Below are 12,775 nucleotides of genomic sequence, written 5' to 3'. Positions count from 1 at the left end.
AAGCGGTTAGAACCGCTGTCCGATCGTAAATTCGAAGTGGGTCACGTCGTCACCGGGCTTGTCGCCGATCGGGTTGGCAAACACCAGCTGCAACGGCCCGACCGGGCTGAACCATTCCAGCGCCACACCGTAACCGCCGCGCTTGATCTCGCTGAGGCTGTTTTCCCCGATCATACCGTAGTCGACAAATGCGGTCGCCCGCATCCGCGCTTCGGGTACCAGCGGAACGCTGAACTCCAGGCTGTTCGAGAAGGTCTGTGTCCCCCCGATTTTGAACGGATCGCCGTCGCTGTCGACGCCGTTGACCGGCGAGAGCGAATACCCCTGGTAACCGCGCACCGATCCGATCCCCCCCATGTAGAATTTTTCGCCCAGAGGAAGATAGCCGCTGTCGTCAACATAGTTGAAGCGCGCCTTGTACCGGAGGATCAGGTCGAAATCGGTCAGTTTCTGCAAACCACGGTAAGCCCCGAACGTCGTCCGGCTCTTGATAAAATCGGCATCGCCGCCAACGCCCGCTTTCTCGATACTCTGCGAAAAGGTGACCCCTTCACGCGGAATGTAGTAGTCGTCGGTATTATCAAACGTCGCCGAGAGGACAACCGAGCTTTTGGCGTAGTTTTCGTAATAACGCGGATCGAGGGTCGTCACCGTCGGATCGATGTCGCTGTAGTTGTTGGTCGAATAGTTATACCCCATGTAGCCGCTCCAGTGGCGGTCGAAACGGTGCCCGGTACCGACACTCATACCGGTCGAGGAGACGGTGTAGCTGTCGTATTCGGTCGAACTGTCGTAGATCGAGAAGTTCCCGCTGAAATCGCTGTCGTTGAGGCGGGGGTTGGAGATGTTGAACGAGTAGTTGCTGGTACGCTGCGAACGTTCCAGGTTGAGCCCGACGTTGATCCCCGACCCGAAGATATTGCGGTCGCTGATCGCGACGCTTACCAGAACACCGCCGAAGCTGCCGTATCCTCCACCGAGCTGGATGTTCCCGGTAGGTGCCTCTTTAGCCTGGACGATCAGATCCATCGTCTCGTCGTCGACCCGTTTTTCTTCGATCGTGTTGCTCTCGAAGTACCCGGTACGGCCGATCGCGTTGCGCGAGTCTTTGAGGTTGGTAAGGTTGTACCAGTCGCCGGGTGCGAGGAAGAGCTCGCGACGCACGACGCGGTCGAGGGTACGGTTGTTCCCCGAAACGATGACGTTGCGGATCTTGACCTTTTTGCCCGGGGTGATCCGGTAAACGACGTCGACGCTTTTGGCCTCTTTGTCTTTGCGCAGATCGGGCTGTACCTGCACGTACGCGTACCCGAGGTCGGCGATTTTCGTTTTGATCCGATCGGCGTCCTCGCGGAAGGTTTTGATGTTGAACGGTTTGTTCTTTTCCAGCGCGATAACATCGAGCAGCTCTTTATCATCGATCACGGCGGTGTCTTGGAAGACAAGGATGTCGCTGACGCGGTAGACGTCCCCCTCAAACACGTTGTAATCCATCTGGGCGGTATAATGGTCGAAATCCACCTGCACGAACGGCTCGTCGATCTTGGCGTCGAGGAAACCGTTTTGCATGTAGTAATCACGGATACGCAGAGGGTCGTACTGGAGTTCGGCGAGTTTCATTTTCCCGTCATTACGGCCCCACATCCACCCCATGAACTCCTCTTGCTTGTTGGCGATCATGCTGTCGAAATCGTCGCTGTCCAGGGCGCTGACACCCGCGTAGCGAACCTGCTTGATGATGATCTCTTCACCCTCGTTGACAATAAAGGAGACCCGCATGCTTCCGTTGTCGAGTTTTTCGCTGTCGATTTCGACGACCGAATCTATCTTCCCGTCGCCGCTGAGCGCGTCGATGATCCGTTTTTTGGCATTCTCGAGCCGTTTTTCGTCGTACAGGGAACCTTTTTCGATCTGAAGCAGCTCTTTTTGTGCCGCTTCGTCATTCTCCTTGTACCCTTTGAGTTCGATTTTGGAGATGACGGGCTTCTCTTTGAAATGAAACGTCACCTTGCCGTCCGTTTCATCGACCCAGATATCCTCGAAATATCCCTGATCGTAGAAGTTTTTGATCGTTTTATCGACCGCGGAAGGGTCGAGAGGTTCCCCCACTTTGACTTCGTTAAGCCGCTTGGCTACCGTTTCGGAGATGTGGACCATGCCGTCGTACTGGATCGATTGAACGTTGTGTGCCGCAGCCTGTACGAGCACGCTTGCGACGATCAAAGAGAGGGGTATTGTTTTCAAGCCGAAATCCGTTGCGTTAAGATAAGTCTCTGATTGTATCACCCGATAAATTAATGTGCGGTAAATTAAACGCTCCCTAACCATTCGAAGTGTATCATGACACCACTAAAGCACAAAGGGTTACGATGAAAATAGGTATTGTGGGACTGGGGCTGATGGGGGGATCGATGGCGATGGCCCTCAAACATCTGTCGTTCGTTTCGTCCGTTGTCGGCAGCGACCACAATAGCGAACATCAGCGCATCGCCCTGCAGCGCGGCCTCGTGGAACGGTTCGTTTCCTTCGAGGAGCTCAAACGTTCCTGCGACGTCATTTTCCTGGCCGTCCCGGTGGATGGGGTCATCGCGCTGCTGCAGGAATCGACCGAGCTGGAGGGGACCGACAAAACCCTCATCGATCTGGGTAGTACCAAAGCCCTGATCGTCGAAGCGGTCCCCCCCTCGATCCGGCGTAATTTCGTCGCCGCCCACCCGATGACGGGGACCGAGCACTTCGGCCCTGCCGCGGCACTCGAAGGGCTCTACTCGGAAAAAGTGGTGGTCTTGTGCGACCTCGAACACAGCGGCGATACGCAACGCGATACCGCCCTTCGGATTTTTCGCGCAATCGGGATGCAGGTCCATACGATGGGGGCCGCCCAGCACGACCGCCATGCCGCGTTCATCAGCCATATGCCCCACGTCATCTCCTACGCGCTGGCCAATACGGTGCTGGCGCAGGAAGAGAAAGAGAACATCCTCGCCCTCGCCGCGGGGGGGTTCCGGTCGATGAGCCGACTCGCAAAAAGCTCCCCGGTAATGTGGGAAGACATCTTTCGGCAAAACCGCGGCAACGTTCTTGAGGCGGTCGAGCTGTTTGAAGCCGAGCTCAAAACGCTCAAGGAAGCGCTCAAAAACGAAGACTACGCGGCGTTGCGGCGGGAAATGGCGGGAGCGAACAAGCTCTACGAAATTTTCTCCTAGTCAAGGGGATAAAGAGGGGTCGTAAACCCTCCTGTTTCACCCAGGACGCCAGAGGGGTTGCGTTTCGTTTCGCCTTGCCGGGCCACCTCTTTCGGCGCTGCTTTGTCCGGGTTTTCCCTTTCTCCGATCCGGGTGCGGGTCACTTCAAGATTGAACCGTCTGCGCGCTTCCAGCACTGGATCGCCGGAAACCGCTCTTTCATACCAGCGCCGCGCTTCACGGTATCGGCCCGCCTTGTAGAGGGCATTGGCTATGTTGTAACGCACGTGCGGCGAATCGTGATTAAGCCGGTACCGTTCGAACAACGCCGCGCTTTGGGCGTATTCTCCCCTCTCATACGCCCCCTGCGCCTCGTGCAGTACCCAAAAATCGAACACTCCCGCTTCCGAGTGGGAGGGAATGCTTCCGAGGATCGTCACCGCCGCGGCAACGCTCACACTGCGGCGCGGGCTCATCGAGGAAAGGGCGATCCATATCAGCAACAGTGCCAGCCCCAGCGGATAAAAAAAGAGCGGAATGTGGTTTTTGAGGGTTCGTTCCCGGGCCAGTGATTCAAGCGCCGCCTCTGTCGCGGCAATATCGGAAGAATCGCTCACATGCAGAACCGTTCCGGAGTTTTTCGCACCGTACGCGCCCGAAACGACGATCACCGCATCGCAAGCCGTTTTCCGGGCAATTCTTTCACCGATCCCCCCGGTATCGGAGAGCTTGTCCGTCCGGGGAAGATGCCCCATAAGGTATCGCAGCAACGCGACGTCGTCGGTAAGAGGGGAAACCCGGTAAATCCGCGTATCGAAAGCCGCAATCGCGATCTCTGCTCCGGCCAGCCTTCCGATCAGGTCGCTTCCGAGCCGTTTGGAACGTTCCAGCGTCGCATCGTCGTTCCCCGTTTCGATTGCCACTACGATCTTCAAAGGGGCATCGAACGTGCGTAGAGAATCGACGGCGACGGGCTGGGCCATTGCGGCAATCAGCGCGATCGCGGCGATCAGAAAAAGGCGGTTACGGGCTTTGAGCCCCATCGTGGTCGCAGGAGGACGGAGCTTTTCGAGTACTTCAGCACTCAGCCACCGGAGGGCGAACGGTTTTTGGGTCTGCCAAAAATAAAATAGCGCCAGCGTCGGCGGGAGCATCCATGCGAAAAATTCGGGATGTAAAAAAGTCAGACTCATCCCATCCCTTTCTGATTGCGTCCGTAGAGGTAAAGCAACATCGCCAAAAATCCGAGGAAGAGCGGATAGACGTAATAATAGTCATAGTAACGGTACACCGCGCCCATCCGGTAGGGAGGAAATTCGTGTTCGAGCCGCTCTACCCACTCAGGCTCGGAGGAAGGGCGCACCACCGAGCTCTGAACTCCTACCGGCAGGGAATAGACAAACGATTCGGGTTCATCGGAGAGGATCACCGTCCACCCCGCTCCTTCCGAAGAGGTCGTAAAGAAACGGCTGATCCGCGTGCTGACCGTTCCGTGGGCCTTTTCACTCGTCAATCCGTTCACAATTCCCGAAACGACCGAATGTTCGCGGGTCATGGGAATAATAACTTCACCGCGGGCGGGAACCCAAAGGGCGAGGCGGTCTTCCCCTCTTCGGACCGTAAAATCGCGAACCTGTTTTTTCAGCGCCGGTGAGAGTACCGCAGGATCGATCACCAGCAGGGTGTCCCGTCCCCCTTGCGGGATCACCTCTTTTTCGCGTACCGGAGACATAAGGGCGATGATCAAAAACGTAATCATCGCCCATTTGGCGATCCACAGCCAAAGCGGGAATTTTACCTCGACCCCGCCGAACAGTGCGGGTCTGGGAAAATAGACGGGATTGGCGCGCAGCGGGCAGAGCGCTTCGCACGCCAAAAAGAAAAAGAGGATAAAACCGAGCTTCGGGAACTGAAACGAAATTCCCTCAAGCATCGATAATCTCGAGATAGAGACGGTAGTAACCGATCGTCTCCTCATCGATTGCATCGACACGGGGAGCGTATTTGTAACGCTCGAGCCGTTCGAAAAGATTCTCGTACGCTTTGCGGGTCCGCTCGTTGTCGGCGGCAAAAATCCGGCCGATCTCACTGATGGCGTAAGCGGCCGTTTTGGGATCGCTCAGATCAACCGTCCGGAGCCGTTCGAGCGCCGTTTTACGCGGGTCTGGACGCCGGTTTCGGCGCCGTTTGATCCACCATAGCACGATCGCCGCGATGAGTGCGGAGGCAACGAGCAAAAGCCCCAGGAAATAATAAAGCGAGTAGTCACTCACTTCGGCCAGAGGGGCAATGTCGTGCAGGGGAATATCGGGCGATCTCATAGTCTCCCCTCGAACAGCCGGCGCAGCGTCACCAGCACTGCGGCATCGGTATAAAGCTTGGTGAAACGGACCCCGTCTTTACGGAAACGTTCAAACAGCTCCGCATCATGGAGTCGTACTTTCTCGCGGTAGCGCTTCACGCTTGCGGCATTGAAATCCCCCTCTGCCACGGCTCCCGTTTCGGGGTCCATCAGCGCCGAAAATCCAATCGGTTCGGGTTTTTCTTCGGCGTGGTCACGGACGATAAGGGCCACCACCTCGTGTTTCTTCGCCAACAGCCGCAAATCGGGAATCTCGAAAAAATCCCCGATCACGACAATGAGACTGCGGCGTTTGAGCCGGCGGTACAAAGACGAAGCCATCGCATTGTAATCCGCGTGCCGCCCGATCAGTTCCGAGGCCATCACCTTTTCGACGCTCTGGGCGACGGCGAAGGGCTTTTTGCTCGATCGCACCTCATCGTCGAGCCCCTCCGAGAAATTGATATGGGTGAACAGGTCACCGTTGGCGATCGCCGAATATCCCACCAGCGCAACCGCTTCGGCAACGGCGTCGTGTTTGAATTTTCCGCTCCCGAAATAAAGGCTTCCCCCCAGCATCGCGACGGTGACGACGGAGAGTTCGCGCTCCTCGCGGAACACTTTGACGTAGGGGCGCTGCATCTTAGCCGTAATGTTCCAGTCGATGTGACGGGTATCGTCACCCGGGACGTACTCGCGCAATTCGATGAAATCGTACCCCTCCCCCCGGAACATCGAGGGGTTGTTCCCGATCCGGTCGCCGATGATCTGGCGGCGCGCCTTTAGGAGGATATACTGTGCTTTGTTCATGATTACGGAATCGGTACCGCTTTGAGGATTTTTTCGATCAGTTCGTCGGTCGTGATCCCCTCCGCTTCGGCTTCATAGGAGAGGACGAGGCGGTGGCGCATCAGCTCCTTGGCGATCGAGGCGATGTCTGATGGGGTGACGAACTCTTTCCCCTTCAAAAACGCGACGGCGCGGACCGCCTTGAACATATCGATACTGACACGGGGGCTCGCACCGAACTGCAAATAGCGCCCAAGTTCGGGAAGGCCGTATTTCTCACCCTCGCGGCTGGCAGTGATCAGGTCGATCATATACCGCTCGACCGGCTCATCGATATGGACTTTTTTCACCGCTTCTTTGAGATCGACGAGCGCTTGCGGTTCGAGAACCGCACGGATCGCCTCGTTCATCCCCGACGCGACGCGGCGGGCGATGGAGAGTTCCTCTTCGGGGGTATTGTAGCCCACTTTGATTTTGAGCATGAAGCGGTCGAGCTGCGCTTCGGGCAGAGGGTAAACCCCCTCCTGCTCGATCGGGTTCTGGGTTGCCATAACCAGAAACGGCGGCGGAAGGCGGAAACTCTCCTCTCCCAGCGTCACCTGCCGCTCGGCCATTACTTCCAGCAGCGCCGACTGTACTTTTGCGGGAGCCCTGTTGATTTCGTCGGCGAGGAGAAGGTTCGTAAAAATCGGCCCCTGCTTGATACGGAACGTGTTGCTCTTGGGATCGTACACTTCGGCACCCAGAATATCGCTGGGGAGGAGATCGGGAGTGAACTGTACCCGTTTGAATCCGAGCCCGAGCGTCTGCGAAAGCGCCTTGACCGTCGTCGTTTTCGCCAGTCCCGGAATCCCCTCGATCAGAATGTGCCCTTCGCACAGCAGCCCAATCAGCAGTCCGTCGATCATTTTCTCCTGGCCGACGACGACCTTGGCAACTTCCGAACGTATTTGATTAATCATCGTATTCATGCTTTATCCTCATTGTCTGATGTGAGTGTACTCAATTTCTTTTTCGCTTCCCTTAAACCGATTGTTTCGGCTTCGAGAGCGGCGATCACCTCTTCGAAGCGTTTCTCCCCCGAAAGCGCAAGGAGCATCGCCAGCTCCTTTGACGTTTTGGCACCGTCCCAAAACCGTTTCGCCCGGCGGCGCGGGCGGAGCTTCCACAGCCGCCGCAACGCTTCGGAGAGGATCGCCCCCAGCAGCACGAGGGCGGCATAGAGAGCGTAGCGTTTCTGGGTCGCCGTATCGCTCAGATCGGGGGGATCGAGCAGCATCGCGCTCTCGTACCCTTCCCCCACTTCGACCGCGATCGGCGATGTTTTGAGGATCACGGGCTTGCGTGCGGCCGTATCGAATACGCTTAGGCTAAACGGCGGAATCGTAAAGTTTTTTTGCGCCACGAGGGCGAATTCCTGGCGTATCTCCCCCTCGAACCCTTCGCTGGAAGGGGTGAGGTTTTTCTGCGCCGGTTCGGCGAATACCCGCACACCGCTGATGTTGAGCTCATAGGGGACGAAACGGTCCAGATTCCCGCTCCCGCGCAGATAGAGGCTCAGGTGCACCGGTTCGTGCGCGCGGACCATGTTTTTGTCGATTTTGGCCTCCAGCGTGACCCGTCCCGTCAACGCCGCAGTGTTGGCTTCGGCACGGATCCGCACTACCGGAAGCGATGCATTCTCGTCGACGAAATCGTACCGCCGGACGTTGTCGCGCCCGATCGTGGCGTTTTCGATCGAGGCAAACGTCGTATGGCGGATCAGCGCGCTGAGGGCGACGGAGAGTTCTCCGCTGCGCGAAGGGGTAACGAGGACGTCGAACGTCTGGATCCGTTTCCCCGAGGTCACGCGGTCGCGCTGGGTCAGCACTTCGGCTTTATAGGTGTCGTTCCCTTTGGGCTTGAAGTCGATGGTATATTCGGCCGCACTGTCGGAAAAAGCGCATTCGTACCGCACGACTCCCGGTTCTCCGACCCGCAGGGACTGCGGGGCTTGCAGAACCTTCCATTGGTACGTCGCCCCCCACGCCGCCGAGGCGAGCATCAGCACGAGCGCCGCAGCCCTACCAGGGTTTCGTTTCATGCACACTCCTTTGATTGATCAATTCGTATTGTTTCGAGCCCAGCTGCGCTTTCCCCTGAGACGTCGAAAAGCGGGGGGCTCCCTGTGCCTTTTTCTGCGCATCGCCCGATCCCGAAGAGGCGATGTCGCTTTGCATGTTCGATCCGCCCCCCTCTTTGGAATTTTTCGGCGCTCCCGTGGGCTTATTCTCCTCGGCCGAGAAACGGTCGTTTTTCTCCTTGCGGACGTTCAGCGTTTGCTGTTCCTCCGCCCCCCTGATCGCACGGAGATTATCATCGGCCTCTTTGGTATAACGCAGCGTCAGCGATTTGAGCAGCGAATTGCGGGCATTTTCGAACTCTTTGAGGCGTATCTGGCAGTTTCCGATGTTGTAATAGAGTCTGGATTTGAACTCAGGCTCATCGGAGCGGATGTTCCGGAAAAGGGCGAGGGCTTCGGAATATTTCCCCGCTTTGTACAGCGAACACGCGCGGTTGTACCTCGCCTCCGGCGAATCGAGCCGGCCGTACCACGAGGCCGCGCGTTCGAAATCGCCCTGAACGTAGGCGTATTTCCCCGCGGCCATGTACGGGTACTCGAGCGCCCCAGCGTTCGCCCCGATCCCGATGAATGCGAGGATCAGCGCCAGCCTGGGCGAAATTTTTTCCCCGATCACCGTGAACGCCGCGACAAACGCCAGCAAAGCCAGTACGAGGGGAACGTAATAGAGTTCCTGATAACGCGCTATCGTCGTCGATCCCGCGAAATCGTCCCCCCGCTCCCGCTCGATCCACTCCGATACCGCCGATACGTCGGCCCCTTCGATCAAACGTCCGCCGCTTTGCTCGGCGATCACGCCGATCGCGTCGTTGCGCGAACTCACGACCAGATGCCCTTTGTCATCTTTGAGCGATCCCTCATCGGCGGGAAGGGTGCTCCCCTGCGCCGATGCGAGCATCACTACGCATACTTTGAGTCCGTTTTCCGCGGCGAAGGCGGCTTCCTTGTCGTAAGAGGGCTCATCCCCCCCGTCGGTGAAGAGGACCACCAAGGGGTTCTTGGCGTGCGACATCTTCCGCGCGAGTTCGAGTGCGCTCATGACGTTCGTACCCTTCGTGATGATCTGCGATTCGTCCAGGGACGAGAAAAGATGGAGCAGCAGTTCGGTATCCTTCGTCAGCGGCGAAAGGACAATTGCGCTCGTCGTATGTGCCAAAACGCCGAAACGGTCCCGCCGGTCCGCGCGGACGATCGCAGCGAGTACCTCTTTCGCCGCGTCCAGCCGCGTCGGGGCGATGTCGGTCCCCCGCATCGAATACGAAACGTCCACCGCCAGGATCACGTCACTCCCACTCTCTTCGACCGTAACCGGTTTTTCCGGAAACGCGGGTCGGGAGAGAGACAGGATAATCATCGCGACGCTAAAGAGCAGCCACCCCTGCAAATGCCATCCGTACCGTCGCGCACTCCACAGGTACGCCGGAACGATCACGAGGGCCCAAAGCCATATCGGGGAAAGAAACATCATCCGCGTATCCTCCGTTGACCCATCATCCACGCCACGATCACCAGAACGAGTGCAAGCGGCCACTGGAAATAGGGTTCGGCAAAAGTGTGCTCGGCGCTTTTAATCCGTGATCGTTCGAGCGTATCGATCCGCTCGTACACCCCTTCGAGCTCTTTTTCGTTCGCGGCGGTAAAATATTCCCCGCCCCCGTCGCGGGCCATTTGCGAAAGGAGTTTCGAATCGTATTCTCCCCTCTCCCCGATCCCGATGGTATAAAGCCGGATTCCCGCTTTGCGCACCATCTCCACCGCCTCTTTGGGGGAGATCGCACCGCTGTTGTGCTCGCCGTCGGTCAGCAACACGATCACCTTGGATTTGGCTTTGGAGCCCTGCAGCGCACGCACACCCTGCGCCACCCCCTCGCCGATCGCGGTATTCTGCCCCGCCATCCCGAACGAGAGGTAGCCGATCATCTCGGCAATGATCTCTTTCTCAAACGTAACCGGCGTGGCGATAAACGCGAAATCTCCGAACAGCACTACCCCGACGTTGTCCTCGCGCCGTTTCATGACGAAATCCGACGCAAGCTTCTGCACCACTTCAAACCGGGTCGCGCGGCTCTCCCCTTCGGCGAATCCCGACGCGTTCATCGATCCGCTCCCGTCGATGGAGAGGACGATATCGATCCCGTTGCGATTGCGGGGATCGGAAAAATCGGTCACGACGGGGCTTGCGAGCGCGGCGACCATCAGCGTCACCGCCAGCACTTTCAAAAGCCAGTCCAGATTGCGCCATTTGGAGGGGGTGCCGAAAAACGCGATATGGGGAAAATACCGTTTCTGCGGGATGCTCTTGCAGCGGTAGAGACAATACAGTACCGGAACAAGGGCCAAAAACGCCCACGGGTATTCAAATGACCAGATATTCATGGAAGGGATTATAACTTTTTATACTAATGTCTTGCTGATTCAGCGGCAGGTCACGTTCGTATCCAGCACCGCTTCTTCTTTCTTCGCCTGAGCGCATTGCGCTTTGTTCATCACCGTCTCGGAAAACCTGGTCTGCCACAACAGGGCGTTTTTCATTTTCGCACTGCGCAGATCGATGCGGATAAATTTAGCGTCCCCCAGCTCCGCATCCCCAAAATCGGTATGAGAAAGTTTCGCTTCGGTAAAATCGGCTTTCCAGCTTTTCGTCCCTCTCAAATCGGCATGGGACAAGTTCGAATGGGCCAGATGCGTCCCTTTGAAATTCGCCCCCCGAGCACCCAGATAACGCAGATCGCTTCGCTCCATCGAGCCTTTCCAGAAAATTGCCCCCTCCGCTTTTGCACGACTGAGGTTGGCATCATCGATGGAGCACATCACAAACACGCTGTTGCGCAGATCGGCACCGGAGAGATCGCTGCGGCTGAGATCCCCGCCGCTAAAATCGATGTTTCGCAGATCGGCGCCGCGCAGGTCGCATCCGAGGCACTCTTTCTCCTCCAGCGCTTTTTTCAGGTGCGCGGCATCGTAAGCGTACACGCTTGCCCCAAGGGCTAAAGCCCAGACGAGCTTTTTCACTTCATTCCCCGGATACGGCGGAGCTCTTTGGCAAATGCTTCGCCCCTCTGGCTTCCGACGAGCGTCTCTTTTTTATGACCGTTTTTATCGATGAAAAACATCGTCGGAATCCCGAAATAATCATACCCGTCGGGAAGTTTGTCGCGATGGACGTTTTTTTCGACGATGACGTAATTCGCGTTCAGATACCCTTCGACTTTCGGGTCGTGAAACACTTTTTTCTTCATGTAGGCGCATTCGGGGCAATCGTCGGCGGTATAGATCATCAGTACGAGTTTGTCCGTTTTCCCCATCGATGCCACCGCCGATTTAAACGCTCCGTCGTTCTGGATCGTTCCGCCCCATAGAGCCATTCCCGCAATAATCAAAATCAAAATTTTTTTCATCCTGCTCCCTTCCGCAATGTATTACAATTCTATCACCTTGACCTTAATTATTTGAGCGCCAGCTTGTCGTCAAAAAAAAGCTCGCGGTTCTCATCGAAGTTTTTTACCAGCGTCGTAAAACACCCCGCCATCTCCCGAATCGTCTCGATATTGGGCTCGATGTAGACTTTGTTTCCCTTTTTCTCGACGGTGATGATCTTCGCCTCTTTGAGTTCTTTTATATGGGCCGAAATCGTCGGCAGCGAAAAATTGAAGTGTTCCGCGATGGTGCTGACGCACGTTGCGATCGGATTGACTTCGACACCGGGCTGCTTTTTGTCCAGCGAGCAGGTGTACCCCCCCGTAAAAACGTTTTTGAAAATCAAAAAGCGCGTTTCATTACTGAGCGCTTTAAAGATTTTGAGTTTTTGTTCCATATCCAACATCGCAGAGCCTTGACAAATCAGTTGGGATTATTATACCATGCAAAGTAATTAGTTAATTAGCTAATAACCTTATTTATTGCCCGCCACAGAAGCGGCTATTCCCGATCGGAGAATCTGTGTATGAAAAAAATCCTCACAGCCCTCTTACTGATCAGCACATCTCTCTTCGCCGAACTCGATTGGGCCCCTTCGTACGAGCAGGGATTGGCCCAAGCCAAAAAAGAGCATAAGATCGTCATGCTGATGTTTTCAAAAAAAAGCTGCAAAATGTGCAATGTGATGAAAACCAAAGTGTATGAAAACGACGAGGTTGCCGAATACGTCAAAAGTTTTTACGTTCCCGTCGAAATCGACATCGAAGTCCATCCCGATAAATACGGTTATGCGGTTTTCGGAACCCCGACGTACTATTTTCTCGACTCCAACGGCAAACAGATCGGACGGATGATGGTCGGCGGCGCCACCGCTGAGGGGTTCTTGCAAAAACTCAAAGACGTCAAGCAGGGCCAATAAAC

At 56.2% G+C, this 12,775-nt stretch carries 14 protein-coding genes; 2 read left to right on the top strand and 12 right to left on the bottom strand.

The window, feature by feature from the left end; all coding sequences use genetic code 11:
- Nucleotides 1-6: 6 nt before the first annotated feature.
- On the bottom strand, nt 7-2,244 hold the full coding sequence (gene bamA / locus E0765_RS09930) for an outer membrane protein assembly factor BamA (RefSeq protein ID WP_255417897.1): 2,238 nt from the start codon (nt 2,242-2,244) through the stop codon (nt 7-9).
- A gap of 125 nt (nt 2,245-2,369) precedes the next feature.
- On the opposite strand from bamA, the gene E0765_RS09925 reads away from it, so the two are divergent.
- Entirely contained in the window at nt 2,370-3,206 is an 837-nt protein-coding gene (locus E0765_RS09925) for a prephenate dehydrogenase (RefSeq protein ID WP_132813065.1), read from the top strand.
- On the opposite strand, the gene E0765_RS09920 is transcribed toward E0765_RS09925, so the two are convergent.
- The 11 genes from E0765_RS09920 to E0765_RS09870 are packed head-to-tail and all read right to left on the bottom strand — an operon-like array spanning nt 3,203 to nt 12,260.
- Complete coding sequence (locus E0765_RS09920) at nt 3,203-4,378, bottom strand: tetratricopeptide repeat protein (protein ID WP_132813064.1); 1,176 nt, start codon at nt 4,376-4,378, stop codon at nt 3,203-3,205. The two genes, E0765_RS09925 and E0765_RS09920, sit on opposite strands and share 4 nt — an antisense overlap.
- Nucleotides 4,375-5,118, bottom strand: a complete 744-nt coding sequence (locus E0765_RS09915) for a hypothetical protein (RefSeq protein WP_132813063.1) — start codon at nt 5,116-5,118, stop codon at nt 4,375-4,377. Before E0765_RS09915 ends, E0765_RS09920 begins: the two co-directional genes overlap by 4 nt.
- Nucleotides 5,111-5,506: a hypothetical protein gene (locus E0765_RS09910; protein WP_132813062.1), complete on the bottom strand. Its 396-nt coding sequence runs from the start codon at nt 5,504-5,506 to the stop codon at nt 5,111-5,113. Before E0765_RS09910 ends, E0765_RS09915 begins: the two co-directional genes overlap by 8 nt.
- Nucleotides 5,503-6,336, bottom strand: a complete 834-nt coding sequence (locus E0765_RS09905; RefSeq protein WP_132813061.1) for a DUF58 domain-containing protein — start codon at nt 6,334-6,336, stop codon at nt 5,503-5,505. Before E0765_RS09905 ends, E0765_RS09910 begins: the two co-directional genes overlap by 4 nt.
- 2 nt (nt 6,337-6,338) lie before the next feature.
- Complete coding sequence (locus E0765_RS09900) at nt 6,339-7,286, bottom strand: MoxR family ATPase (RefSeq protein WP_132813060.1); 948 nt, start codon at nt 7,284-7,286, stop codon at nt 6,339-6,341.
- The gene (locus E0765_RS09895; protein WP_132813059.1) at nt 7,283-8,398 is read right to left on the bottom strand and encodes a BatD family protein; all 1,116 of its coding nucleotides are present in this window, start codon (nt 8,396-8,398) and stop codon (nt 7,283-7,285) included. The genes E0765_RS09900 and E0765_RS09895 overlap by 4 nt, the downstream gene beginning before the upstream one ends.
- A complete protein-coding gene (locus tag E0765_RS09890; protein WP_132813058.1) occupies nt 8,379-9,905 on the bottom strand; it encodes a VWA domain-containing protein in 1,527 nt (508 codons plus the stop codon). Before E0765_RS09890 ends, E0765_RS09895 begins: the two co-directional genes overlap by 20 nt.
- On the bottom strand, nt 9,902-10,813 hold the full coding sequence (locus E0765_RS09885) for a VWA domain-containing protein (protein WP_132813057.1): 912 nt from the start codon (nt 10,811-10,813) through the stop codon (nt 9,902-9,904). The genes E0765_RS09890 and E0765_RS09885 overlap by 4 nt, the downstream gene beginning before the upstream one ends.
- Nucleotides 10,814-10,852: 39 nt before the next feature.
- On the bottom strand, nt 10,853-11,449 hold the full coding sequence (locus tag E0765_RS09880; protein WP_132813056.1) for a pentapeptide repeat-containing protein: 597 nt from the start codon (nt 11,447-11,449) through the stop codon (nt 10,853-10,855).
- Complete coding sequence (locus E0765_RS09875; protein WP_132813055.1) at nt 11,446-11,835, bottom strand: thioredoxin family protein; 390 nt, start codon at nt 11,833-11,835, stop codon at nt 11,446-11,448. Before E0765_RS09875 ends, E0765_RS09880 begins: the two co-directional genes overlap by 4 nt.
- A 47-nt stretch (nt 11,836-11,882) precedes the next feature.
- Nucleotides 11,883-12,260, bottom strand: a complete 378-nt coding sequence (locus tag E0765_RS09870; protein ID WP_132813054.1) for a helix-turn-helix transcriptional regulator — start codon at nt 12,258-12,260, stop codon at nt 11,883-11,885.
- A 120-nt stretch (nt 12,261-12,380) separates the two neighbouring features.
- On the opposite strand from E0765_RS09870, the gene E0765_RS09865 reads away from it, so the two are divergent.
- Nucleotides 12,381-12,773, top strand: coding sequence for a DUF255 domain-containing protein (locus tag E0765_RS09865; RefSeq protein WP_132813053.1), 393 nt, complete (start codon nt 12,381-12,383; stop codon nt 12,771-12,773).
- Nucleotides 12,774-12,775: the final 2 nt, after the last annotated feature.

The organism is Sulfuricurvum sp. IAE1 (assembly GCF_004347735.1).
Lineage (GTDB): Bacteria > Campylobacterota > Campylobacteria > Campylobacterales > Sulfurimonadaceae > Sulfuricurvum.
Note: the sequence above shows the minus strand (reverse complement) of the source record. Positions and strands in the feature narration are given on the sequence as shown.